The 23,361-nt window shown below is 64.9% G+C and carries 22 protein-coding genes; 14 read left to right on the top strand and 8 right to left on the bottom strand.

The window, feature by feature from the left end; genetic code table 11:
* Window positions 1-38 precede the first annotated feature (38 nt).
* On the top strand, window positions 39-923 hold the full coding sequence (mutM, locus tag L8F45_RS21770) for a bifunctional DNA-formamidopyrimidine glycosylase/DNA-(apurinic or apyrimidinic site) lyase (RefSeq protein WP_342359936.1): 885 nt from the start codon (window positions 39-41) through the stop codon (window positions 921-923).
* A 7-nt stretch (window positions 924-930) separates the two neighbouring features.
* Here mutM and soxR read toward each other — a convergent pair whose 3' ends face one another.
* Window positions 931-1,392 (bottom strand): redox-sensitive transcriptional activator SoxR, encoded by a 462-nt coding sequence (gene soxR, locus L8F45_RS21775; RefSeq protein ID WP_342359937.1) that lies wholly within the window; start codon window positions 1,390-1,392, stop codon window positions 931-933.
* Between the two features lie 70 nt (window positions 1,393-1,462).
* Here soxR and L8F45_RS21780 point away from each other — a divergent pair, with 70 nt between their 5' ends.
* The 6 genes from L8F45_RS21780 to L8F45_RS21805 all read left to right on the top strand — a co-directional run bounded on the left by L8F45_RS21780 (window position 1,463) and on the right by L8F45_RS21805 (window position 6,339).
* Entirely contained in the window at window positions 1,463-2,035 is a 573-nt protein-coding gene (locus L8F45_RS21780; protein WP_342359938.1) for an NADPH-dependent FMN reductase, read from the top strand.
* 27 nt (window positions 2,036-2,062) lie between these two features.
* Window positions 2,063-2,392 carry an antibiotic biosynthesis monooxygenase family protein gene (locus tag L8F45_RS21785; RefSeq protein WP_342359939.1) on the top strand — a complete coding sequence of 110 codons (330 nt, stop codon included), beginning with the start codon at window positions 2,063-2,065 and terminating at the stop codon, window positions 2,390-2,392.
* Between the two features lie 101 nt (window positions 2,393-2,493).
* A complete protein-coding gene (locus tag L8F45_RS21790; protein WP_342359940.1) occupies window positions 2,494-3,267 on the top strand; it encodes an enoyl-CoA hydratase in 774 nt (257 codons plus the stop codon).
* Window positions 3,268-3,315: 48 nt separating this feature from the next.
* Window positions 3,316-4,320 carry a threonine ammonia-lyase gene (locus tag L8F45_RS21795; protein ID WP_342359941.1) on the top strand — a complete coding sequence of 335 codons (1,005 nt, stop codon included), beginning with the start codon at window positions 3,316-3,318 and terminating at the stop codon, window positions 4,318-4,320.
* 51 nt (window positions 4,321-4,371) lie between these two features.
* The gene (locus L8F45_RS21800; protein ID WP_342359942.1) at window positions 4,372-5,703 is read left to right on the top strand and encodes an ActS/PrrB/RegB family redox-sensitive histidine kinase; all 1,332 of its coding nucleotides are present in this window, start codon (window positions 4,372-4,374) and stop codon (window positions 5,701-5,703) included.
* Window positions 5,704-5,790: 87 nt separating this feature from the next.
* Window positions 5,791-6,339: an ActR/PrrA/RegA family redox response regulator transcription factor gene (locus L8F45_RS21805; RefSeq protein WP_342359943.1), complete on the top strand. Its 549-nt coding sequence runs from the start codon at window positions 5,791-5,793 to the stop codon at window positions 6,337-6,339.
* 45 nt (window positions 6,340-6,384) lie between these two features.
* Here L8F45_RS21805 and L8F45_RS21810 read toward each other — a convergent pair whose 3' ends face one another.
* Window positions 6,385-7,353 (bottom strand): OmpA family protein, encoded by a 969-nt coding sequence (locus L8F45_RS21810; RefSeq protein ID WP_342359944.1) that lies wholly within the window; start codon window positions 7,351-7,353, stop codon window positions 6,385-6,387.
* A 762-nt stretch (window positions 7,354-8,115) separates the two neighbouring features.
* Between L8F45_RS21810 and L8F45_RS21815 the strand changes: the two genes are divergently transcribed.
* The gene (locus tag L8F45_RS21815) at window positions 8,116-8,439 is read left to right on the top strand and encodes a hypothetical protein (RefSeq protein WP_342359945.1); all 324 of its coding nucleotides are present in this window, start codon (window positions 8,116-8,118) and stop codon (window positions 8,437-8,439) included.
* Between the two features lie 102 nt (window positions 8,440-8,541).
* Here L8F45_RS21815 and L8F45_RS21820 read toward each other — a convergent pair whose 3' ends face one another.
* Entirely contained in the window at window positions 8,542-8,991 is a 450-nt protein-coding gene (locus L8F45_RS21820) for an MmcB family DNA repair protein (RefSeq protein ID WP_342359946.1), read from the bottom strand.
* 101 nt (window positions 8,992-9,092) lie between these two features.
* Here L8F45_RS21820 and L8F45_RS21825 point away from each other — a divergent pair, with 101 nt between their 5' ends.
* The 3 genes from L8F45_RS21825 (at window position 9,093) to L8F45_RS21835 (ending at window position 12,564) form a co-directional block, all read left to right on the top strand.
* Complete coding sequence (locus L8F45_RS21825) at window positions 9,093-11,093, top strand: hypothetical protein (RefSeq protein ID WP_342359947.1); 2,001 nt, start codon at window positions 9,093-9,095, stop codon at window positions 11,091-11,093.
* A gap of 1 nt (window position 11,094) precedes the next feature.
* Window positions 11,095-11,898, top strand: a complete 804-nt coding sequence (locus L8F45_RS21830) for an enoyl-CoA hydratase/isomerase family protein (RefSeq protein WP_425329947.1) — start codon at window positions 11,095-11,097, stop codon at window positions 11,896-11,898.
* A gap of 84 nt (window positions 11,899-11,982) precedes the next feature.
* A complete protein-coding gene (locus L8F45_RS21835) occupies window positions 11,983-12,564 on the top strand; it encodes a hypothetical protein (protein WP_342359948.1) in 582 nt (193 codons plus the stop codon).
* Here the strand turns inward: L8F45_RS21835 and L8F45_RS21840 are convergent.
* The 3 genes from L8F45_RS21840 to mscL all read right to left on the bottom strand — a co-directional run bounded on the left by L8F45_RS21840 (window position 12,561) and on the right by mscL (window position 15,354).
* The gene (locus L8F45_RS21840; RefSeq protein WP_342359949.1) at window positions 12,561-13,640 is read right to left on the bottom strand and encodes an AbrB family transcriptional regulator; all 1,080 of its coding nucleotides are present in this window, start codon (window positions 13,638-13,640) and stop codon (window positions 12,561-12,563) included. The genes L8F45_RS21835 and L8F45_RS21840 overlap by 4 nt on opposite strands.
* The gene (locus L8F45_RS21845; protein ID WP_342359950.1) at window positions 13,637-14,830 is read right to left on the bottom strand and encodes a pyridoxal phosphate-dependent aminotransferase; all 1,194 of its coding nucleotides are present in this window, start codon (window positions 14,828-14,830) and stop codon (window positions 13,637-13,639) included. Before L8F45_RS21845 ends, L8F45_RS21840 begins: the two co-directional genes overlap by 4 nt.
* Before the next feature lie 110 nt (window positions 14,831-14,940).
* The gene (gene mscL, locus L8F45_RS21850) at window positions 14,941-15,354 is read right to left on the bottom strand and encodes a large conductance mechanosensitive channel protein MscL (RefSeq protein WP_342359951.1); all 414 of its coding nucleotides are present in this window, start codon (window positions 15,352-15,354) and stop codon (window positions 14,941-14,943) included.
* Window positions 15,355-15,463: 109 nt separating this feature from the next.
* On the opposite strand from mscL, the gene L8F45_RS21855 reads away from it, so the two are divergent.
* Together L8F45_RS21855 and L8F45_RS21860 are read left to right on the top strand one after the other, a co-directional pair.
* Entirely contained in the window at window positions 15,464-16,084 is a 621-nt protein-coding gene (locus tag L8F45_RS21855) for a hypothetical protein (protein ID WP_342359952.1), read from the top strand.
* 89 nt (window positions 16,085-16,173) lie between these two features.
* Window positions 16,174-19,719, top strand: coding sequence for a PAS domain-containing hybrid sensor histidine kinase/response regulator (locus tag L8F45_RS21860; protein WP_342359953.1), 3,546 nt, complete (start codon window positions 16,174-16,176; stop codon window positions 19,717-19,719).
* A gap of 142 nt (window positions 19,720-19,861) precedes the next feature.
* Here L8F45_RS21860 and L8F45_RS21865 read toward each other — a convergent pair whose 3' ends face one another.
* Together L8F45_RS21865 and L8F45_RS21870 are read right to left on the bottom strand one after the other, a co-directional pair.
* Window positions 19,862-20,764, bottom strand: a complete 903-nt coding sequence (locus tag L8F45_RS21865) for a LysR family transcriptional regulator (RefSeq protein ID WP_342359954.1) — start codon at window positions 20,762-20,764, stop codon at window positions 19,862-19,864.
* Window positions 20,765-20,819: 55 nt separating this feature from the next.
* A complete protein-coding gene (locus L8F45_RS21870) occupies window positions 20,820-22,262 on the bottom strand; it encodes an OFA family MFS transporter (protein ID WP_342359955.1) in 1,443 nt (480 codons plus the stop codon).
* A gap of 397 nt (window positions 22,263-22,659) precedes the next feature.
* Between L8F45_RS21870 and L8F45_RS21875 the strand changes: the two genes are divergently transcribed.
* Entirely contained in the window at window positions 22,660-23,346 is a 687-nt protein-coding gene (locus L8F45_RS21875) for a GntR family transcriptional regulator (protein ID WP_342359956.1), read from the top strand.
* Window positions 23,347-23,361: the final 15 nt, after the last annotated feature.

Consider the following 23,361-nt stretch of genomic DNA (forward strand, 5'->3'; position numbering starts at 1 on the left):
GCGTTGCGGCCGGCCCTGCGAAAGCCTATCTCGCTGGCATGCCCGAGCTTCCCGAAGTCGAAACCGTCCGGCGCGGCCTGCAGCCGGCGATGGAAGGCGCATCCTTCTCGCGCGTCGAACAGAGGCGCGCCGATCTGCGCTTCCCCTTCCCCGAGCGTTTCGTCGAACGCCTGACCGGCCGCACCGTCGTCGCGCTGACGCGACGCGCCAAATATCTCGTGGCGGAGCTCGACGATGGCGCCGCGCTCATCATGCATCTCGGCATGAGCGGGCGCTTCATCGTGCTCGACGGCAAGGGCGGATCGTCCGAACCCGGCGGATTCTATTATGAAGACGGCCGCGACACGACGCATGATCATGTCGTGTTCCATCTCTCGAACGGCGCAACGGTCATCTACAACGACACGCGTCGTTTCGGGCTTATGGATCTTGCCTCGCGCGACAGCCTTGCCGTCAGCAAGCACTTCAAGGGCATGGGTATTGAGCCGCTCGGCAATGAATTCGATGGCGAGGCGGTCGCGCGGCTGTTCGCGGGCAAGAAGGCGCCGCTGAAAGCCGCGCTGCTCGATCAGCGCCTCATCGCCGGGCTCGGCAACATCTATGTCTGCGAAGCCCTGTTCCGCGCCGGTCTGTCGCCGAAGAAACGCGCGGGAATCGTCGCCGACGCCAAGGGAAAAGCGAAGCCGATCGCGCATGAGCTCGCGGCGATCATCCGCGACGTGCTCGGCGAGGCGATCGAGGCCGGCGGCTCGACGCTCCGCGATTATGCGCAGACCGACGGCTCGCTTGGTTATTTCCAGCATCGCTTCCGCGTTTATGATCGGGAGGGCGAGGCCTGCCTGAAGCCAGGCTGCAAAGGCGCCGTAAAGAGGCTGGTGCAGAGTGGGCGCTCCACCTTCTATTGCGGAGTCTGTCAGAAATAGCTCCCGATCATACGGGATCGAGCAGGCGCGGACCTGCGCCGTGTTCGCCAAGCTCGTCACGCGGATTGCGCAGCGGACAGGATTCGATCGAGAGACAGCCGCAGCCAATGCAGTCGCTGAGGTGATCGCGCAGGCGCATCAGACGCGCGATGCGATCATCGAGTTCCCCGCGCCAGCGAGTCGAGATCATCCGCCAGTCCGCCGCCGTCAGCGGCCGATCGTCCGGCAAGGCTGACAGCGCCGCGCCGATATCAGCCAGCGGCACGCCGGCGCGCTGCGCGACCTTGATCACCGCCACCCGGCGCAGCACCTCGCGGCAATAGCGCCGCTGGTTGCCGCCGCTGCGGCGGCTGCGGATCAGCCCCTTCTGCTCATAGAAGTGCAGGGTCGAAACGGCGACGCCGGCGCGTTCCGCCACTTCGCCGACCGAAAGCTCCCGCCCCAGAGATTTTTTCGCCGTCGGCGTCATGGCGCTTGACCTCAATATTACTTGAGGTTCTATAACCTCCGCTCCGTACCAAAGGCAACAGGCGGAGCACATGCCAGACAGGATAAGAACGGCGCTGATCTATGGCAGCGCGCGCGACGGTCGTTTTTGCGACACGGTCGCAAGGTGGGCGGCGAAGGAGATCGCGGCTCGACCCGACTTCGCGCTCGACCTCGTCGATCCCAGGATCGCCGCTCATCATCGCTCATCGGGCGATCTGTTCGCGGATCTCTCGCCGTTGCGCGGCGCGATCGCCGAGGCCGACGCCTATGTCGTCGTGACGCCGGAATACAATCACAGCTTCCCGGCGTCATTGAAGCATCTCATCGACTCCTTCTTCGAGGAATGGCGGGCGAAGCCCGTCGCCTTCATCAGCTATGGCGGGCTGTCCGGCGGCGTCCGTGCGACGGAACATCTTCGTCATGTCTTCGCGGAGCTGCATGCGGTCGGCATCCGCGACGGCGTGAGCTTCGCCTACGCCCGCGCGCGTTTCGACGAAGCCGGCGAGCCGCGCGAAGCGGAGGCGGCGCGCGAGGCGATGCGCGTGATGCTCGATCGCCTCGCCTGGTGGGCGAACGCGCTGCGCAGCGCCCGCGCGACGACGCCTTACGCCCGCACGGCGTGAACCCCTCCCAACCATCAGGGACAGATCATGACCACCGACAATCCTAGCGCGCCAAGCCCCGTCTCCTTCATCAACATCATCACGCTGAAGCCGGGCAAGCTCGATGAGTTCATCGCTATCCAGACCACCGAGCTGCCGAAGCTCGCAGCGAATATCTCGGGCTTTCGTGAAAGCCGGCTGCATCGCTCGCTCGACAAGGATCGCGCGGTGATGATCGCCACCTTTGACACGATCGAGGATCACAAGCGCTGGGTGGCGCAGCCTGAATTCATCGCCCACCGCGCCCGCCTCGCGCCGCTCATCGAAAGCGTCGATAACGGCTATGGTGAACTCGTCTATGAGGGCCGCCGCCCCTAGCTCTCAGACGGCGCGCGGCCTCAATCCAGCCCTGCGCCGCCCGCGTTGCCGGATGCGCCAATCTCCCCTAGAGCCTTTGCGCCTCCAGGGGAGACCAGCGCATGTCCTATGACACCATTCTCGTCGAGACCCGCGGCAAGGTCGGGCTGATCACGCTCAACCGGCCGCAGGCGCTGAACGCGCTGAGCTCGGTGCTGATCGGCGAAGTGAACATGGCGCTCGACGCCTATGAGCGCGACGAGGCGATCGGCTGCATCGTGATCACCGGCTCGCCCAAAGCGTTCGCCGCCGGCGCCGACATCAAGGAGATGCAGGACAAGCGCTATCCCGACGCCTATCTCGAGGACTTCATCACCTCGTGGGATCGTGTTGGCCAGCGTCGCAAACCGATCATCGCCGCAGTCGCCGGCTTTGCGCTCGGCGGCGGCTGCGAGCTTGCGATGATGTGCGATTTCATCATCGCGGCGGATAATGCGAAATTCGGACAGCCCGAGATCAAGCTCGGCGTCATGCCGGGCGCCGGCGGCACCCAGCGGCTGACGCGCTTCGTCGGCAAGGCGAAGGCGATGGAGATGTGCCTCACGGGCCGCATGATGGACGCCGCCGAAGCCGAGCGCGCCGGCCTCGTCTCGCGCATCGTGCCGGTCGATTCGCTTGTCGAGGACGCGGTCAAGACCGCGACCACCATCGCCGAGATGTCGCTGCCGATCGCGATGATGACCAAGGAAAGCATCAACCGCGCTTACGAAACGACGCTCGCAGAAGGCGTTCGCTTTGAGCGCCGCGTGTTCCACGCCATGTTCGCCACCGCCGACCAGAAGGAAGGCATGTCCGCCTTCGTCGAAAAGCGCGCGCCGCGATTCGAGAACAAGTGAGCGATCGCGCATCGCGACGACATGCAGGCAAACGAGACGAGAAACGCGATGACCGAACTTCACGCCGCAGCCGACGCCATCTGCTCCATCAACGACGTGCGCGCCGCGGCGGAACGCATCGCCGGTCACGCCGTGCGCACGCCGCTGTTGCGCAACGCCACGCTCGATGCGCTGACAGGCGGGACGATTCTCATCAAGCCGGAGATGCTGCAGCATATCGGCGCGTTCAAATTCCGCGGCGCCTATAACAGGCTCGTCCAGATCGCGGAAAAAGACAGGCCGAAGGGCGTCGTCGCCTGGTCCTCCGGTAATCATGCGCAGGGCGTCGCCATGGCGGCGAAACTGCTCGGCATGCCGGCGACGATCATCATGCCGATCGACACGCCGGCGATGAAGCTCGCCAACACGCGCGCGCTCGGCGCGATCGTGCGCACCTATGATCGCTACACCGAAAACCGCGAGGCGATCGGAACCCAGATCGCGCACGAATCCGGCGCGACCATCGTGCCCCCCTATGACGATCGCGACATCATGGCCGGGCAGGGCACGCTTGGCATCGAGATCATGGAGGATGCGGGCAAGCAGGGCCTCATCATCGACGACGCCGTGATCTGTTGCGGCGGCGGCGGACTGATCGCCGGCGCCTCGACCGCAATCAAGGCGCTGTCGCCTTCAACGCGCGTCTGGTCGGCGGAGCCTGCGACTCACGACGACACGCGCCGCTCGCTCGAAGCGGGAACGCGCGTCTCCAACGATCCCAAGGCGCGCTCGATCTGCGACGCCATCGTGACGCCGACGCCGGGCGAACTCACCTTCCCGGTCAATCGCGCGCGCCTCACGGGCGGCCTCGCCGTCACGGACAAGGAAGCGCTCGACGCCGTCGCCTTCGCGCGCGACGTGCTGAAGCTCGTGGTCGAGCCGGGCGGCGCGGTGGCGCTCGCCTGCGTGCTGTCGAAGAAGCTCGAGACAAAGGGCAAAACGATCGCGGTCGTCATGTCCGGCGGTAATATCGATCCGGAGACGCTGGCGAAGGCGAAGCGGCTCGCCGCCTGAGCGCGACGCCGGGCGCACTTGCCCGTTCGCGCCGATTGACGACATTGGGGCATGACTGACGTTTCCGAGGCCGGCGTATTCAACGGCCCGTTCACGCGCACCGACGAGAGCCCGCGTCTCCGGCTCGACACGCTGGTGAAATTGCGCTGGCTCGCGGTGGCGGGCCAGAGCGCCGCCGTGCTGATCACCCATCTCGGGCTGCGCTTTCCCGTGCCGCTCGGCTGGTGCTTCCTCGTCATCGCCGTCTCGGCCTGGCTCAACGTCGCGCTGCGCATCCGCTATCCCCTGAGCGTGCGCGTCGGCGAAAACGCAGCGGCGCTGCTGCTCGGCTACGACATCGTGCAGCTCTCGGCGCTGCTCTATCTCACCGGCGGCCTGCAGAACCCGTTCGCGATGCTGCTGCTCGCGCCGGCGCTAATCTCCGCAACGACGTTGCCGCCGCGACTGACGGCGGCGCTTGGCGTGCTGACCGCATGTCTGTCCGGATTGCTCACCATCAGGCACGAACCATTACCCTGGTTTCCCGGCCATACGCTGGCGCTGCCGGCCTCCTATGTCGGCGGCATCTGGATCGCGATCCTGCTCGGCATCGCCTTCACCGGCGTCTATGCCTGGCGCGTGGCGCAGGAGGCGCGCGATCTCGCGCAGGCGCTGGCGGCAACCGAACTTGTGCTGGCGCGCGAGCAGCATCTGTCGCAGCTCGACGGTCTCGCCGCCGCCGCGGCGCATGAGCTCGGCACGCCTCTCGCCACCATTGCGCTCGTCGCGCGCGAACTCGACAAGACCGTGCCGAAGGATGCGCCCTACGCCGACGATATCGCGATCCTGCGCGATCAGGTGGCGCGCTGCCGCGATATCTTGGGGAAACTGACATCACTCGATCATGACACGGGCGATCCCCTGCAGACGCTGACGATCCAGCAGCTTGTCGAGGAGATCATCGAGCCGCTGCGCTCGCCCGAAGTGACGATCGACGTCACGTTCAATGGCGTTGGCGACGCGCCCACCTGCCGGCGCAATCCCGGCATGATGTACGGCCTCGAAAATCTGGTCGAGAACGCTGTCGATTTCGCCGCGGGCCGCGTTGCGATCGAGGGACGCTGGTCGCCGGCCGGCGTCGAGCTGACGGTGCGTGATGATGGGCCGGGCTTCGCGCCCGACGTGCTCATGCGGCTCGGCGAACCTTATCTGCGATCCCGCGCCGACGGGCGCCGGGCCAAGGGCGGAGATGAGGGCGGCGGACTCGGGCTGGGGCTCTTCATCGCGAAAACACTGCTTGAACGGTCAGGAGCTGCGCTCGACATGGCGAATGTCGATCCGCCTGACGCCGGCGCCGTCGTGACGGTCGCCTGGCCACGCGCCCAGTTTGAACGGCGGGGATAAGCGCGCGGCAGGGTTGCGGCCCCTGACTGGATTCCGCCCCGATCTGGGGCCATACCACAGCCGAAGAACGAAGAACCGGCGATCCCCATGACCCCCGATACTGTCCGGCCCGGCCCGGCCCCCAGCCTTCTGATCCTCGACGACGACAAGGTGTTCCTCGAACGTCTCGGGCGGGCGATGGAGGGGCGCGGCTATGCGGTCAGGACAGCCGACAGCGTCGCCGCCGGCCTCGCAGCCGTCGACGTCGATCCCCCGGCCTTCGCCGTGATCGACATGCGGCTCGGCGACGGCAACGGCCTCGACGTCATCGCCCGCCTGCACGAGAAGCGCCCTGACGCCCGCGCCGTAGTGCTGACAGGCTACGGCAACATCGCAACGGCGGTGACGGCCGTGAAACTCGGCGCCTATGACTATATGGCGAAGCCCGCCGACGCCGATGAAATCCACCACGCGCTTATGGGCGTGACAGGTGAGCGCGCGCCTCCGGAAAATCCGATGTCCGCCGATCGCGTGCGCTGGGAGCACATCCAGCGCGTCTATGAGCTGTGCAATCGCAATGTGTCCGAGACGGCGCGGCGGCTCAACATGCATCGCCGCACCTTGCAGCGCATTCTCGCCAAGCGTGCGCCGCGATAACTCAAACTAAAATACCGGAGCGGGCCGAAGCCCGCTCCGTTGTCGTCACTGCTGCGCGGTCTGGCCGTTCAGCAGCGGCGTGATGCGGCGCACGACGACGCGACGATTTTCACGCGCCGCTTCCTGCGTATTGATCTTGAGATATTGCTCGCCGTAGCCCTGCGTCGTCAGATTCTCCGGCGGCACGCCGAAATCCCGCGTCAGCACTTCGGCGACTGATTGTGCGCGACGATCCGACAGCGAGAGATTGTCGATATCGGCGCCGGTCGCATCCGTGTAGCCTTCGACCAGGAACACCTCGTTCGGACTGCGCTGCAACGCCTGACGAATCGCCTGCGCGATCGCGCTCAGCCGCCCGGCCTGATCTTGCGTGACCGTCCATGAGCCGCTGTCGAAATTGATCGTGTCGACATCGACGCTGCGCATATGCGCGCGCAGACCATAGCTATAGCGCACCTGATCGAGCGTGTAGCGCTGCGGCAAAGGCGCGACCGGCGGCGCGACGAGCGTTTCGTAGATCATCGTTTCATCGGCGCGACCGGCGTCGACGACGTAGCGCTCGCGCGGAATCCGCAGCGGAGGCGGCGGCACTTCGACGACATAATCGTCGAAGGTGGTCGCGCGCCGGCCGAGCGAATTGTCGATCAGCACGATCTCGCGTCCATCAGGGAAGCGACGCACGCGGCGCAGCATCCGGCCATCCGCGTCGGTGACGGTGACCACCTGCTCACCGCCCGGCCTGTCATAGACCGCATAGAAGTCGTCGCCGCGACGCTCGGTGCGAACATTGAAGCCGCTGTCGCGGAAGCGCTGATTCTCGTCGCGCTGGATGAAGACCCGATCGCCTTCCTGCACGATGGTGCGACCGGGTTCGCGCACGATCAGCGCATCGCCCTCTCGCACCTCCTGCCGACGCTGGCGAACGTCTTCGAGACGGCGCGCGCCCTCCGCGGCCATCAGGCCGCCTGCCAGACCGGCTGCGACTCCGATCGCCACAGCGCCGGTCCGACCCATGCGCGGGCCGCCGCCCGCAGGCGGCGGCTGGTTGGGTTGGGGCGATAACGCCTGAGCCGGCGGAGCGGCTCCCGGTGGAGGCGGAGGAGGCGCGCCAGCCCCGGGCGGACGCTGGAATTGCGGCTGTGGCGCGGGCGAGGCCTGTGACGGCGGCGGGACGAAGGGCGTCCCGGTTCCCGGCGGTCGCGGCTGGGCGTTCGGCGCGGCCTGCACGGGGGGAGGCGGAGATCCCGGAGGGGAGGTGACAGGGCGCTGAGCCGGCGCAGCCTGCTGGGGCGCTGCGGGGGGAGGAACAGGGGTTGGCTGCGCAGCCTGCGGCGCAGGACGTGGCGCTTGCGGAACGCTTGCCGCTGCGGGCGGCTGCGGCGTCAGATGAGGCGCGGACGCGGCTGGCGGAGGCGCCTGAACAGGCGGTTGCGCGGCGACCGGGGGACGCGGCGGAGCGGCCGGCGGCTGGGGCTGCGCCGATTGCGGGACAGGGCGCGCGGCAGGGGGCGGCGCGCTGGCGGCCGGGGGTTGCGGAGCGGGACGTGGCGCAGGCGCGCTCGCAGACGCCGGAGGCTGTGGAGCCGGATGGGGCGCAGGCGGCGCCGAGGCCGCGGGAGGGGCGGCCGGGCGGGGCGGCTGGACCGCGACGGGAGGATGAGGAGGCGCGGCCGGTGGCTGGGCGGTCTGCGGCGCGGGTCGCGCCGCTGGAGGAGGAGCCGCCGCAGCCGGAGGCTGTGGATGCGGAACGGCCGCCGCCGGCGGAGGCGCCGGAGGATGCGGCGCGCCGGGCGCGCCTTGAGGTCGCGCCCCGCCCCCAGGGCGCTGTTCCTGTTTTTCTCCAGGCTTGCGGCCAGGTTCTTCCTGCTGCGCAAAAGCGAGCGTGTGGGCGAAGATCAACGCGGGCGCCGTGACGCCGGCGAGAAGCCACTTCATCCGGTTGCGCATGAGCATTCCTCCATTGAACTGACGCTTGCGTCCCAACGGGACCAGCGTGTGACTCCGGCGAGCGAAAATAGTGACACGCTGCACATCATCAGCGCGATCATGTCTCGCGACGCTCACCGCATCGATGCGCAAACGATCGACGAATGCGGATGAACCCTTGATGTACAATTCAGTCGCGCGAAAAAAGTTCTGACGCGCGAAACGACGCGTGCGCGCGTTAAAGAATCAAGCGGTTTTGTGGCGATAAAGAGATCGCTATTCCACGATATCGCGCAGCGCTTCTGGATCAATCGCCGTAAGCAGACGACGCGATGATAATTGCGCGAAGGCGATCATCAGCGCGCGTCGACGCGCTGCGGCCAAGGGATGCGACGGCGCCTCGCGAAGCATTTCGCCGCCATATCCGTCAGCGACAATAAGCCCGACATCTGCGGGCACGACGTCCTGCGGAAAATCGACATCGACGGCGAAATAGAATCGATCGCAATAATCACGATAGTCGGGCCATTTCTGATCGACGCGAAAATCCTCCCAGCCCGATTTCACCTCGACAACGACAATCTCGCCGTCAGGCCCCATCGCGAACACGTCGGCGCGGCGGCCGTTCGCAAAGGTCATCTCCGCCACAGTGGCGTAGCCGCGCTGTGCGAGATGACGCGTGACGCCGCGGCATATTTCACGGGTGCGGTCAGGACGGCTGAGCATGGAACAATCATAGAACAAAGCGGCGTCGATGAGAACCCCGAAGCGTTGCGCAGCTTCGAGCATCTTGGCATGATTCGGATGTTGAACCGCCGGCCAATCTGATGACGAAATTCTTTCATGGCGCGCTTGCCACAATCTGCGTCTTTTCTGCGTTCATCTCTTCTCCGCCTGCCTCCGCGCAGGCCTTTCCAGAGGGACAACCCATTCTCGATGTGAGCGAGGTCGCGCTGCTGAAGGAGATCGAAGTTTCGGGCTTCCGCTTCGCGGACGCGATTGGCGCGAAAGACGCCGATTCGCTGGCGTCCTTACAGGACAAAAGCGCAGTCTATCGCGATCTCACACAGACGATCGGCGCCGACGTGACCGGCCTGCGCGCCGAAATGAAGGCCAACGGCCGGCCTCTCTTTGAAGTCACCGACGGCAATGTCGGCCGCGTGATCGATCTGCGCTGGCTGCGTTCGCCCTATGCGCGCATGCGGCTCGTCGGCGTCGTCAACCGCCTCGACAAACGCGATTTTGACGATGTCGAAAGTTGCGGCGAAACACGGCTGATCTATCGCATGGCCTACACGATCGCCGACCCGGCTTTTCCGAAGCCGCTGTCGTCGCGCATGCCGTTCAATCTCAACGTGGTCTATCGCGTGGCGAAGCCGCAGGGCGGCGATTGCGCGGCGGCGGCGCGCGCCTGGATTCCCGAGCGTCGCATCTCGGACACCAAAGAAAAGCTTTCCTTTCTCCGGAATGGCCCGCTCGATCGCGCGCGATTGACGCTGAAGCAGATCGAGCTCAACGCTCAGATCGTGCGATTTCCATCGGGGCAGGAGACCGAGTTCGGCGGTCAGGCTGCTTATGTGCTGCGCATCTTTCGCGCCGACCTGACCGGCGGCGCGCTGAAGCTGACGCCGCGGCCACTGGAAAACACGCCTGATCTCGCGAAACTCGCTGCCGACCAGGCGCTGCGCGCGCGGCTGATCGATTATCTCGCCTCGCATACGGATGCGATCGATCGCGGCGTCTTCACCATCCCCGAGGAGTTTCTCGCGACGAAAGCGATTTCCTATTCGACCTTCGGCAGCGCGCGTCTCGCCAACCATCCCTACGCGCAGCTTCTGAAAGACAGCGATCTCGCAAAAGCCAATTTTGAGAAGACATCCTTCATCAAGACGCCGAAAGCGATGATCGAGCGGCTCGACAATGCGAGTTGCACGGGGTGCCATCAATCGAATGCAACCGCCGGTTTCCATTTTATCGGCTTTGATGACGGTGCGACCTCCAATCTCAATCTCCTGAAGACGGCGGTGTCACCACACTTCTACGCCGATGAGAAAAGGCGCGACGCCTATGTCCGCGCCGTCGCCGCTGGCCGCGAGCCCAATCGCTTCCGTCCGCTCTCCTCGACGCCGCCGGCCGAATGGAATGGCGTGGCGGATGGTCCGCCGCGCTATGCGCCGGCCGCAGCCGGCATGGCCTGTGTCGCCGACTCCGCGAAGGGCGCTTTCGCCAACGGCTGGAACTGTGGCGGCGGCCTCTCCTGCACGACGCTCGGCGCCAACGGCAAGGTTCCCATCGAATTCGGCCAATGTTCGCTGACCGACGAGAAGAAGATCTTCGCGGGCCATGCCTGCTTTGTCGGCGAGATCGTGAACGGCCCTGTCCCCTACAACGACAGATTCAAGATATTGCGGCAGATCAACAGCTTCGCGCCGAAGCCGACGCAGACTCAATATAATTGTCGGCCGCCGAAGATCGGCGTGCCTGCGGGCCTCGCCTACCGGCAATGCACCGAGGACGACAAGAATTTCCGCGGCTTCACGGCGAACGGCAAGCCGCCGCCGGAAATCTGCGGACTTGCCGGCGGCAAGCTGTTCGACGATTGCGTCGCCACCAATAATTTCAACAAATGCCTGCGCGCGAGCGTCGTGCGCGGCGAGCGGCCCGCATGCGGGCGCGACATCTTCTGCCGCGAGGACTATATGTGTCAGGGCATCCCCGACGACACGCCGGGCGTTGAACGCGTGAAGGATTATGGTTTCTGTTCGCCGACCTATTTCCTGTTCCAGATGCGCATCGACGGGCATCCTGATCCGCTGAAGAAAGTCTGAGATGAGTGTGGAGTTAAAGAAGCAGGAAGACGAACCCGAATTGCTGCACGCCGTCGCGGACAACGTGATGACAATCACATTGAATCGTCCCCGCACGCGCAATGCGCTGACCTACGCCATGTATGAGGGCGTCGCCTCGTTGTGCGCCGAGGCGTTGAATCGCGAAGATGTGCGCGCGATCATCCTGACGGGCGTTCCCCGGGCTTTCGCCGCCGGCACGGACATCGCCCAGTTCCGCGATCTCAGGACGCGCGAGGACGCGCTCGCCTACGAGGCAAAGATCGAGCGGGTTGTCCGCCAGATCGAGGATTGCGCTCGACCCACCATTGCGGCGATTTCCGGCGCCTGCACAGGCGGCGGGGCGATGCTCGCGGTCGCCTGCGACCTCCGAATTGCGACGCGTGATGCGCGCATCGGCTTTCCCATCGCCCGCACGCTCGGCAATTGCCTTTCGGTCGCGAACTATGCGCGGCTGGAAAGCCTGATCGGCGCGGCGCGGGTCAAGGACCTCGTCTTCACAGCGCGTCTGATCAGCGGCGAGGAAGCCGCGAACGCGGGCTTCGTCAGCGAGACTGTGGACGATCATGCGACCCTTATGGCCCGCGCCCGCGAGCTCGCGCTGACCATCGCCGGCCATGCGCCGCTGACGCTGCAGGCGACGAAGACGGCGCTGCATCGTCTGCGCCGTCGCGCGGCTGAAGTCGATGGAGATGATCTCGTCACCGCCTGCTACCTCAGCGAGGATTTCCGCGAGGGCATCGAGGCTTTCCTCGCCAAGCGTCAACCGGCATGGCGGGGCAAATAGGTTGTTCAGGCTGCATTCAGCGGCGAACCGGCCACAGTCGCAAATCCTAGGAGTTTCGCGCTGCGGCGCGGCAGGGGAGTTCTTATGTCCGCCGAGATGCACATCTATCGCGACACCTGGGCCTTCGACGAGAAGGTGTGTCCCTGCGACGCCCATCTCATGGAGTTCATTGCAGATCGCGACATCTGCGATGCCGCGATCTACCATTTCGGCACCGGTGGCCATCATCTCGTGGGGCTGCGCTGCAGCCAGGACGGCCGCAACAACAGCGTGCTCGCGATCACCGCGTCGCCGACCGAGTATGACGAGTACGTCAAGCTGTTGATCGCCAATCCCAAGCTGGCGCGGACCTATATTGCCTATTTCGGCGACATCTACATGCTGAACGAGAAGCTGATGCCGCGCTTCGACGTGGTCACGCTGTTTCATTCGCGCGAATTCCGCAGCGAGAAGAATGACGCCTATGGCGCGCTCACCGATCTCGACGTGATGAAGCTGCTCGCCGGCCGCGCCAATCCCGGCGGCCATATCCTGTTCTATACAGGCTCCTTCGCCTACAGCCTGGCGACGGCGGACATCGATGCGCTGAAGGCGACCGGCGCGGTCGAGGAAGTGGGAATGTTCAAGACGCTCCGCGTCTTCCGCCGCACCGATAAGGCGATCTAGGACTTGCGCAACTCTTTGTCGGTCAGGCGGAACCAGATCGGAATGCACAGACCGATCGACATGAAGCGCGCGATATGGTGCGCGACCACATAAAGGGGATCATAGGCGAGTGACATGGCGAGCAGCGTCATCGCCTCAACGCCGCCCGGCGCGAAGGCGAGCAAGGTCGCGCCGATGCTGATATTGATCAGCCAGCTCGCGGCGAGCGCGCATAGACCCGCCACGATCCCGCCGATGATAAAGCTGGCGGCGCTGGCGGCGGCGTAGTCGAACACGGCCTTCCACGACAGGCCGCGCGTGCGCGTCGCGATCATGACGCCGACGAGCACGAAGCCGCCAATCGCGATCGGCATCGGCGTGTAGCCGCTGACATATCCGCCGCCATGCAGGAAGGCGCCGAACAGAGCGGCGCCCAGCATCGCCGCGGCCGTGATCTTCAGCTTGTTCAGGGCATAGCCGCAGATGGCGCCGCCGACGAGCATGAGGACAAGCGTCCCCCAGCTCATCTGCGTCAGAGCCAATAGCGACGAGCCTTGCCCACCCTCGATCCAGGCGATCAGCCCCGGCAGCAGCGCCACCAGAATGAACAGGCGCGTCGTCTGCACGACGGCGACGCCGAGCACGTCGCCGCCGCGGGCGGCGGCGATCGCGAGCGCCGTCGACAGTGCGCCAGGCGCCGCGGCAAGCATCGCATCCTCGCGCGTCCAGCCATGGACCTTCGTCAGCCAGAGCGACGAGAAGTAGATGATCGCAACAATACTGATCGCGAGCACGAGGAAACTCAGCGGCACCTTGCCGAGCAGCGCGACCGTCTCGGGCGTGACGCCGGCGCCCATCGACGTCCCGGTCATCAAGAACGCGACATCGCGCAGGCGCGGATGCATCTCGGGCATCGGCCGGATCAGCGCCGACATCATCGCGCCGAGCATGCTGCCTGAAATCCAGGGCGCCGGCAGATCGAGCTGGAAGAAAAGAAGCCCGCCGAGAAAGGCGCAGATGATGGCCGGGATCAGTTCGACGAAGGAGTGCGAGATGGGCCGCAGCGACGCCAGCAGGCGTTCGGCCGACTTCCTCACGTGAGGAAGCCGGCGATGCGCCGCACCGTCTCCTCGATATGATCGCTCCGGCGCGCAAAGCAGAGCCGGAGATATTTTTCGGCGCCAGGCCCAAACGCAGAACCCGGCGCAAGGCCGACGCCGGCCTTGTCGATCAGCTCCTTCGCCAGCGTCATCGAATCCTCGAAGCCCGCGACGCTGAAGAAGAAATAGAAAGCGCCGTTGGTGCGCGCGAAGGAAATCCGGTTCGACGAGCCCAAGCCGTTTTCGAGCAGATCGCGATTGGTTCTGGCGCGCGCGATCTGATGTTCGAGGAAACTCTCACCGCGCTCCAGCGCCGTGATCGCCGCGCGCTGCATGAACGTGGCGACGCCCGAGGTCGAATACTGGATGAGATTTTCGACGACCGCGCCGAGCTTCGGCGACGTTTCGAGCCAACCGATGCGCCAGCCCGTCATCGCCCAATTCTTCGAGAAGGTCTGGACGAAGATGATCCTGTCGTCCTCAGCCATGACATCGTGGAACGAAGGCGCGCGCGCCGAGCCGTCGAAGACGAAGCGGCCATAGATCTCATCGGCGATGATCCAGAGACCATGCTTGCGGGCGAGGGCGAGAATTTGCGCGAGTTCGTCGCGCGTGGCCGTCCAGCCGGTGGGATTCGCCGGCGAATTGATGAAGAGCGCGCGTGTGCGCGGCGTGACCGCGGCGGCGAGGCGATCGAGATCGAGCGTCCAGGCGCGATCCTTCAATTCCATTTTCACCGGCACGGCCTTGGCGCCATTGAGCTCCATGGCGGCGCGGAAATTCGGCCAGGCGGGCGTCGGCAGCAGAACCTCGTCGCCCGCGCCAGCGACCATCCGGAGGGCGATCTGCACCGCCTGCATGCCGCCGCCGGTGACGAAGAAGCGCTCCGGCGAGAACGATCCGCCATAAACGCGCGTGTGATAATCCGCGAGCGCCTGCCGCAGTTCAGGAATGCCACGCTGATAGGTGTAGAAGGTCTCGCCGGCCGCGAGCGCCCGCGTCGCCGTCTCCGAAATGAAGGAGGGCGTCGGCAGATCGCCTTCGCCGACCCAAAGCGGGATCAGACCTTCGCGGCCCCAGCCATAGTCGCGCACCTCAACGATGCCGCTCGGCGGCGCTTCACGCGCTTCGGCGCGCAGCGATTCGATCAAGGGGTCGGAAGGCGTTTTGACGGCCGCAAGAGACATCAGCGGAAGATCCGGGAGCAGATCAGGCCGCTTATCGGGCGTCGCCGGGAACCGCAACGGAAAAGCCCCGGGACGCGTCCGGGGCCGGGCGGCCATGCGCAGCGCGCAATCTACTTCTTCAGGAGGTCGCGGATTTCGGTCAGCAGCTTCTCTTCCGCAGTCGGCTCCGGCGGGGCGGGCGGCGCCTTCGGCTCCTCCTTCTTGATCCTGTTCATGGTCTTGACCACCCAGAACAGCGCAAAGGCGACAATGATGAAATTGATCGCCAGCGTGACGAAGTTGCCCCAGCCGAGCACGACAGCTTGCTTTTTCGCTTCCGCGAGGCTCGTGCCGGCGGCGACGGTTCCCTTCAGCACGATGTACATGTTGGTGAAGTCGACGCTGCCAGGCAGCGAGATGATCGGCATGATGATGTCGCCGACCATGGATTCGACGATCTTGCCGAAAGCGGCGCCGATGATCACGCCGATGGCGAGATCGACGACATTGCCCTTCATTGCGAAGTCTCTGAACTCCTTCAGCATTCGCGTCTCTCTCCCCAATCGCCCGCCGATCCGCGCCGGCCGCCCCACCTTAGCCGCCTTCCCCAAGCAATGGGAACCCCGCCGGCTTGACGGCCCATCGGCGATGGCGATGCTGCGCCGCGCGACGACCGGATCAATCGAGAGGAACAGCTTCATGCATGATTTCGCAGTCGTCGCCGGCAGCAGGGATGCCGGACGGCGCGGATCGTTCGATCACTATGGCGTGCGGATCGGCCGCAGGAGCTACGATCTCGCCGCGATCTCGGAGATCGTGCTGCCGTCGCCGGGCCGAACGCCGCGCGGGTTGATGGCCGCGCTCGCAGCGGCCGGCGGAGCGGCGCTCGGCGGACTGTTCGGCCGGGCGCTTGGCGCGGGAATCGGCGCGGCGGCGGGCGCGCTCAGCGCCGATCTCGGCCGCAGCAAGACGCATGCGGCGCTTGTCTTTCGCGATGGCCTTGTTCTTCTCATCGCGCTCGACGCCCCGGCGGCTGGCGCGCTCGCGATGATGCGCGACGCGCTCGCCGATCTCAGGCGAAACGCCGGACGCGGCGCGCTGCCGCCTCGCATCCCGCTCAGGCGACCGGCGGAGACATCGCCTGCCTTTGCGGCGCGCGCCGAACTCGATCGCGCTGGGAAGGCGGCGAAGGCGGCGGCGCATGCCGCATTCAAGGCGCTCCGCCGCGTCGATCTCACGCCGATCAATCCGCTGCGTCGCCGCCGCCAGGCGTGACCGCGATCCGAAACGCCCGCATTTCGCGCCGCTCGGGAGTGAGATAATCTGCGCGCCATGCGGCCCGCAGACGCTCCGGGAATTTCATCATGATCGCCGGCTGGGCGGTCATTCTGGTCGCCCTCACCTATCTGAGCGCTCTGTTCGCCGTTGCGCATTTCGGCGACACCTCCGGCCGGCGTCTGTTCAACGGTCCGGCGCGCGGCTCGATCTACGCGCTCGCCATCGGCGTCTATTGCACCTCCTGGACCTTCTATGGCTCGGTCGGGCTCGCTTCGCGTCAGGGGCTCAATTTCCTCGGCGTCTATGTCGGGCCGATTCTCGTCTTCACCTTCGGCTCCGGACTTCTGCGACGCATCGTGACGCTTGCGAAAGCGCAGAACTCGACCTCGGTCGCGGACTTCATCGGCGCGCGCTATGGCAAGAGCGAGCGCGTGGCGGCGATCGTCTGCCTGCTGCTCGTCATCGGGACGGTTCCCTATATCGCGCTGCAGCTCAAGGCGATCTCGGCGTCGCTCGCGACCATTCTCGAGGCCGTCGACGGCCACGGCTATCGCAATGCGCCGCTGCCGTTCGGCGATCTCGCGCTGTTCACGGCGCTGTTGCTCGCCTTCTTCACCATGCTGTTCGGCACGCGCCATATCGACGCGACCGAACATCAGGACGGGCTCGTCATCGCAATCGCGACGGAGTCGATCGTCAAGCTGCTCGCTTTCCTCGCCGTCGGCGTACTGATCGTCTTCTTCGTCTATGACGGCTTCGGCGATCTGATCTCCAAGGGCGCGCCGCCAATCGATCTGACGAGCCTGATCGCACGCACGCCAAGCACGTCGTCCTGGCTGTCGATCACGCTGATCTCGACCTGCGCCGCGCTGCTGCTGCCGCGTCAATTCCACACCGCAGTCGTCGAGAACCGAGACCCCGCCGATGTCGATCGCGCCGCCTGGGCGTTTCCTCTCTATCTCGTCGCCATCAACATCTTCGTCGTGCCGCTGGCGCTTGCTGGATTGCATTATTTCCCCGATGGCGCGATCGACCGCGACATGACGGTGCTCGCTTTGCCGTTGGCGACAAGCCATAGCGGTTTCGCGCTGATCGCCTTTGTCGGCGGCTTCTCGGCCGCAACCGCGATGGTGATCGTGGAATGCGTGGCGCTCGCGATCATGGTCTCGAACCATGTGGTGCTGCCGCTCTGGCTGCGGCGAGGCCTGATCTTCGGCGTCGTCGACCGTGAAGCGCAACGCTCGTCCGCCGGCGATCTTGGCGCGCTCGTGCTCATCGCGCGACGCGGCGCCATCGTGATCGTGCTGCTGCTCGGCTATATCTATTATCGCACGGCCGGCGAAAACGAGCTCGCCTCGATCGGCCTCACCTCGTTCGCCGCCGTCGCGCAGATCGCGCCGGCGTTCATCGGGGCGCTGTTCTGGCGACGCGCGACATCGACCGGCGCCACCGCCGGCATGGTCGTCGGTCTTCTGATCTGGAGCTATACGCTGCTTCTGCCGAATTTCGCGTCCGTCAATCCGACGATCAGCGCGATCATCGAATCAGGTCCTTTTGGAATCGCGGCCCTCAAGCCGACGGCGCTTCTGCCGCTCGATGTCGACACGCTGACCCATGGCGTGATCATCAGCCTGTCGTTCAATACCCTGTTCTTCGTAGCAGGCTCGCTGACGCGGCCAGCGACATCGCTCGAACGGGCGCAAGCGAATCTGTTCGTCGGGCCCGACGGCGCGCCGATCACGCAAGGCTTCCGCCTCAGGCGCGCTGCGATCACCATGGGCGAATTGCAGACGGCGATCGCGCGCTATCTTGGCGAGGATCGCACGAAAGGCGCCTTCGAAGCCTATGCGCTCGAACGCGGCTTGCCGCCAGACCCTCGCGTCGGCGCCGATCCGCACATGATGCAGTTCGGCGAAAGGCTGCTTGCGTCTGCGATCGGCGCGGCGTCATCGCGGCTCGTGCTTTCTCTCCTGTTGCGGCGACGCACGTCGTCGGGGCAGGGGGCGATGAAGCTGCTCGACGAAGCCAGCGCCGCGATCGAATACAACAGGGACATCTTGCAGAACGCGCTCGATCATGCGCGCCAGGGCATCACGGTGTTCGACCGCGACATGCGGCTGATGTGCTGGAATCGCGAATTCGGCGCGATCTTCGACCTGCCGCCTGACATGGTTCGAGTCGGCGTCGGGCTCGACGAGATCGTCGCGCACAATGCGGCGCGCGGAGTCTATGGCGAGGGCTCGCCGCCGGAAATCGCGGCGCGACGCTTCGATCGTTTTATTCACACGGCGGAGCCCGATCGCCTGAAGATATATCCCAGCGGGCGCGTCATCGAGATCCGCTCCAGCAAGCTGCCCGATGGCGGCATGGTGGCGACCTATACCGACATTTCCGACCGCGTGGAGGCGGAGGAGGCGCTCGCCTCTGCGAATGAAACGCTGGAAGGACGCGTTCGTGACCGCACCGAGGAGCTGATGCGGGTCAACGCCGAGCTCGAGCGCGCCAAGGGCGAAGCCGAGGAAGCCAATCGCTCGAAGACTCGCTTTCTTGCAGCCGCGAGCCACGACATCCTGCAACCGCTCAACGCCGCGCGTCTGTTCGCGACGTCGCTGGTGGAGCGAGATCGCCAGGCGGGGGATGCAGGGCTTGCCGACAATGTCGATGCGTCGCTGGAGGCGGTCGAGGACATCATTTCGGCGCTGCTCGAAATTTCGCGGCTCGACGCCGGCGCGATGAAGGCTGAACTGTCGGGCTTTCGTCTCGACGAACTTACGCGTCAGCTTGAGCGTGAATTTGCGCCGCTCGCGGCGGAGAAAGGCATCAAGCTGCGCTTCGTGCATTCCTCCGCATCGGTGCGCAGCGATCGCAGGCTGGCGCGGCGGCTTCTGCAAAATCTCATCTCCAACGCGATCAAATACACGCCGCGAGGCGGCGTGCTGATCGGCTGCCGGCGCGGGCGCGGGCGCATTCGCGTCGAGGTGCGGGATACGGGCCTGGGCATTCCCGCCGCAAAACAGAAGACGATCTTCCGCGAATTCCAGCGGCTTGACGAAGGCGCGCGCGCGGCGCGCGGACTTGGGCTCGGCCTCTCCATCGTGGAGCGCATCGGCCGCGTGCTCAATGCGCCGGTGCGCGTGCGGTCCGCCGTCGGGCGCGGCTCGGTGTTTTTCTTCGAATTGCCTCTGACGAAATCGCTGCCGGCCGCAACGACGGCGAGCTTCGCGCCTCCGCGGGCGCTCGCGCCGCTCTCCGGCATGACCGTGCTCGCCATCGACAATGAGCCCGCCATTCTCGAAGGCATGCGCGCGCTGCTGGAAGGCTGGGGCTGCGCCGTGATCACCGCGAGCGGATCGAAGGACGCCGCGTCCGCATTGAAAGAGCCGCATGCGCCACTGAACGCGCTGATCGTCGATTATCATCTCGACGACGAGAACGGTGTCGACGTCGCGATGCGCCTGCGCTGGCGCGAGGGGCGCGGACTTCCCGTCGTCATGCTCACCGCCGATCGTTCGCCTGAAGTGCGCGATCTCGCGATCGAGAAAGGCATTCACGTATTGCAGAAGCCGCTGAGACCCGCTGCGCTGCGCGCGCTGCTGGCGCAATGGCAGGCGACCCAGGCGGCGGCCGAGTAACCGCGCTAGATCACGCCGCATTTTGATTGAATCAATCAAAATGCGGGAACGTGATCGATTCCAAGTTTAGAGCATGGCTTTTGCAGAGCGAACGCTCGCGTTCGTCTCGGAAAAACCGGTATCCACTTTTTCGCGCCATGCTCTAAAGCGCAGCCATCATCTTGAATTGCGGCCGCGGCGCCGATTGGAACAGCGCCGCAGCAAGCGGCGACGGCGGATCACGATCGGGCGTGACAAGACCGACGAGTCGCCCGACCTCGGGCTGAATCAGCGGCAGCGCGCGAACGCCTGCGGGCGGATCGATCGCCTCCAGCAACGGGCGCGGCACGACGCTCGACCATAAGCCCGAGCCCACCTGCGTGCAAAGATTGATGATCGAATTGGTCTCGAAGGCGGGTCGCGGATTCTTTCCGATCGATTTGAAAACGGAATCAACGATGCGGCGGTTCTGCATGTCGGGCGTGAGCAGGCAGAGCGGCGTATCGGCCGCCTCCGCCCATGTGACGTCGGCGCGATCGCGGAAAGGTCCGTCCGACGGAGTCAGCAGCAAGTAATTCTCGGTGTAGAGCGGCTTCGGGCGCACGCGCTCCAGCGGCTCATTGTCGAGATAGGTGAGCGCGATATCGAGCTCGAATTGGTCAAGTCCGCGCTGGATATCGATCGAGGTCAATGACAGCACGCGGATCGTGGCGCCGGGGAAGCGCGCGGTGAAAGGCGCGGTGATTTGCGGCGTCACCGGCAGCGCGGTCGGGATCACGCCGAAGCGCAAAAGACCCGTCAGGCCGCGCTTGATCTGGTCGACATCCGCGCGCAGCGCATCACGCTCGGCGAGAATGCGGCGCGCCCGTTCGAGAATGCGCTCGCCATCCTCTGTGAAGCCTGAGAAGCGATGCCCACGCTCGACGATGAGCACGCCGAGCTCCTGTTCAAGCTCCCGAACCCCCGCCGAAAGCGAAGGCTGCGCCACGTTCACGCTCGCCGCTGCGCGCCCGAAATGCTTCTCGCGCGCCAGCGCGACGAGATATTCAAACTGCCTCAGGAGCATAAGCAGGAGTCGGCGCCGTCCATCACAAGATGATCGCGGCGCCCACGCCGCGACGTCAAGCCGTCGCGGATTGTGCGATCACCTTGGCGCGCCAGGGTTTGAGCACGGCGATCGCCAGCACGGCGGCGAGGATGTTCGCGCCGGCGGCGATGAGAAACACGGTATCCCATGTTCCCGTCGCTTCCTGGATGCGGTTGGTGAATGGCGTCAGCAAGGCCGCCGTTCCCTTCGCCGTATAGAGAAGGCCGGCGTTGGTGGCGGCGAATTTCGAGCCGAAGGTGTCCGTGCAGGTCGATGGGAAGAGCGAATAGATCTCGCCCCAGGCAAAGAACACGAAGCCCGACAGGAGCACGAACCAGAGCGGATCATGGCCCCAGAGGTAAAGGAGATAGATGCCGATTCCCTCCATCGCGAAAGCGATGAACATGGTGTTCTCGCGGCCGATATGATCCGACACCCAGCCGAAGAACGGCCGCGTCAAACCGTTGAGGATGCGATCTACGGTCGCGGCCCAGGTCACCGCCGTCATTTGCAGCGCGAAGATCGAAACCGACGTATCGGCGATCTTCAATGTCGAAGCGATCGGCTTGAGGTTCGCGGTGACCATGAGACCGCCGGCGCCGACGATGACGAACATGAAATACATCAGGATGAAGACAGGCTGGCCGCGCGCCGCGACGATGCCGCCGCCGATGATGAAGATCGCGGCCGCGAGGACAAGCTGGAAATAGAACAGGTGGCCTGTCCACCACATTGCGACGCCGACGAGTCCGATCGCGGCCACAGCCGCGATCCACCAATTCGTCGGCCCGATGATCTCGTTCGGCGCATACATGCGCCGGGTCTGTATGACATTCGCATTGGCTGCGGTCGCAGGCGCCTCGCCCTTGTCGGGCGCGCGCAGGAAGAAGGCGAGAATGACGATGATGATCCCCTGGCCGACGCCGAACACCAGGAAGGTGTGCTGGAATCCGCTCGACTGGATCATGTTCTGGATCGGCGCGACGGTCAGCGCCGAACCCGCTCCGAATCCTGCGGCGGTCAGACCCGCTGCGAGGCCGCGGCGATCCGGAAACCATTTCAGCGCATTGCCGATGCAGGTGCCGTAGACCGCGCCGGCGCCGACGCCGCAGACGATCATCGCGGCGTAATAACCGTCGAGGCCGCCGAGCGAGGTTGCGCGCGAGGTCATCCACCAGCCGACGCCGCAGAGAACGCCGCCGACGGCGATCACTGCGCGCGGACCGTAGCGATCGACGAACCAGCCCTCGATCGGCACGAGCCAGGTTTCGAGCAGCACGAACAAGGTGAAGGCGACCTGGATGTCGGACGCCTTCCAACCGAACGTCTTCTGGATATCCGGAACGAAGAAGGTCCAGCCATACTGATAGTTGGCGATCATCACCATGGCGATGACGCCCAGGACAAGCTGCAGCCAGCGATAGGAATCCGACGCTTCGGCAGCGTGCGCGCCGGCCTTTATGTCGACTGAAGCCATATTCCGTCCCTACGGTTGCAAAGCGATCGCGGCCGAAGAGCGCGGCATGTCATGAAGAAGGGCGTCATGCCGGCGCGTGCGCCGATCATGATCCGCCCAGAGAGAGGGAGGCTGACCATTTTGGCGTCTCCGCCAAGCATGGCGTTCAATGCATCCACAACAGCGCGCTTCGACCCGTCTGGCCGGTATCCTTGAGCGCGGCGATGGCCGTTCTCGGTCCAGCCTTATCCCGCGAGGCTAAGCCAAACTTATATTGGTATGCAATATGCCTTTATATGTGCGTCGCACCAAATCCCGTTTGCAAAATGGGCTTTGCGCTGTGGTGCTTCTTTCTCTATATGGCATGCCAGAAACCAGCGCCGCCCGAGCAAACGAGGCGGCTCGGGGAGGCAGGGCCATGGCGGGCGCCAAGCTCGAAATTCAGCCGATCGAAGAGGTCCAGAGCCTCAAGACGCGCACTTATGAAGCGCTGAAGTCGGCGATCAGCGCGATGAAGATCTATGACGAGGACGCCGAACTGCGTCTCGACGAGCGCGCATTGTCGCTGCAATTCGGAGTGAGCCGCACGCCGCTGCGCGAAGCGCTGGCGCAACTCGAGCAAGAGGGCCTCGTGCGCATCGCGCCGCGTCGCGGCATCTTTATCGTGCGCAAGACGAAGACCGAAATTCTCGAAATGATCACGGCCTGGGCCGCGCTTGAAAGCATGGCGGCGCGGCTTGCGACGCAGGTGGCGTCGGACGCCGACATCGCGAATCTGCACGGCCTCGTTGACACGTTCACGAGCGCCGAAGTCGGCGCGCATATGGGCGAATATTCCGACGCCAACATCCGTTTTCATCAGGCGATTATCAATCTCTCCGGCTGCAAGCTGATCGCCGACATCACCAACGGGCTGTTCCTGCATGTGCGCGCCATTCGCCAGCGCACGATTTTTGAAAAAGATCGCGCGCGCCGCTCGATCGTCGATCACAAGGAGATCGTCGAAGCGCTGGAGACGCGCAACAGCGAGCGCGCCGAGCGTCTCGTGCGCGAACATACGCTGAAATTGCGCGATCACGTCGAACAGTTCGTCAAGCTCGATTGAATTCAGAAACAGCAT

The organism is Terrirubrum flagellatum, from assembly GCF_022059845.1.
GTDB lineage: Bacteria > Pseudomonadota > Alphaproteobacteria > Rhizobiales > Beijerinckiaceae > Terrirubrum > Terrirubrum flagellatum.

Coding starts and splice junctions, on each gene's coding strand:
- L8F45_RS21805 (WP_342359943.1), top strand. CDS start 5,791: ATGACCCCCGATACTGTCCGGCCCGGCCCGGCCCCCAGCCTTCTGATC.
- L8F45_RS21820 (WP_342359946.1), bottom strand. CDS start 8,991: ATGCTCAGCCGTCCTGACCGCACCCGTGAAATATGCCGCGGCGTCACG.
- L8F45_RS21815 (WP_342359945.1), top strand. CDS start 8,116: ATGCGGCGCGCCGGGCGCGCCTTGAGGTCGCGCCCCGCCCCCAGGGCG.
- mscL (WP_342359951.1), bottom strand. CDS start 15,354: ATGCTGAAGGAGTTCAGAGACTTCGCAATGAAGGGCAATGTCGTCGAT.
- L8F45_RS21860 (WP_342359953.1), top strand. CDS start 16,174: ATGATCGCCGGCTGGGCGGTCATTCTGGTCGCCCTCACCTATCTGAGC.
- L8F45_RS21780 (WP_342359938.1), top strand. CDS start 1,463: ATGCCAGACAGGATAAGAACGGCGCTGATCTATGGCAGCGCGCGCGAC.
- L8F45_RS21855 (WP_342359952.1), top strand. CDS start 15,464: ATGCTGCGCCGCGCGACGACCGGATCAATCGAGAGGAACAGCTTCATG.
- soxR (WP_342359937.1), bottom strand. CDS start 1,392: ATGACGCCGACGGCGAAAAAATCTCTGGGGCGGGAGCTTTCGGTCGGC.
- L8F45_RS21785 (WP_342359939.1), top strand. CDS start 2,063: ATGACCACCGACAATCCTAGCGCGCCAAGCCCCGTCTCCTTCATCAAC.
- L8F45_RS21825 (WP_342359947.1), top strand. CDS start 9,093: ATGACGAAATTCTTTCATGGCGCGCTTGCCACAATCTGCGTCTTTTCT.
- L8F45_RS21875 (WP_342359956.1), top strand. CDS start 22,660: ATGGCGGGCGCCAAGCTCGAAATTCAGCCGATCGAAGAGGTCCAGAGC.
- mutM (WP_342359936.1), top strand. CDS start 39: ATGCCCGAGCTTCCCGAAGTCGAAACCGTCCGGCGCGGCCTGCAGCCG.
- L8F45_RS21830 (WP_425329947.1), top strand. CDS start 11,095: ATGAGTGTGGAGTTAAAGAAGCAGGAAGACGAACCCGAATTGCTGCAC.
- L8F45_RS21790 (WP_342359940.1), top strand. CDS start 2,494: ATGTCCTATGACACCATTCTCGTCGAGACCCGCGGCAAGGTCGGGCTG.
- L8F45_RS21865 (WP_342359954.1), bottom strand. CDS start 20,764: ATGCTCCTGAGGCAGTTTGAATATCTCGTCGCGCTGGCGCGCGAGAAG.
- L8F45_RS21800 (WP_342359942.1), top strand. CDS start 4,372: ATGACTGACGTTTCCGAGGCCGGCGTATTCAACGGCCCGTTCACGCGC.
- L8F45_RS21795 (WP_342359941.1), top strand. CDS start 3,316: ATGACCGAACTTCACGCCGCAGCCGACGCCATCTGCTCCATCAACGAC.
- L8F45_RS21810 (WP_342359944.1), bottom strand. CDS start 7,353: ATGGGTCGGACCGGCGCTGTGGCGATCGGAGTCGCAGCCGGTCTGGCA.
- L8F45_RS21845 (WP_342359950.1), bottom strand. CDS start 14,830: ATGTCTCTTGCGGCCGTCAAAACGCCTTCCGACCCCTTGATCGAATCG.
- L8F45_RS21870 (WP_342359955.1), bottom strand. CDS start 22,262: ATGGCTTCAGTCGACATAAAGGCCGGCGCGCACGCTGCCGAAGCGTCG.
- L8F45_RS21835 (WP_342359948.1), top strand. CDS start 11,983: ATGTCCGCCGAGATGCACATCTATCGCGACACCTGGGCCTTCGACGAG.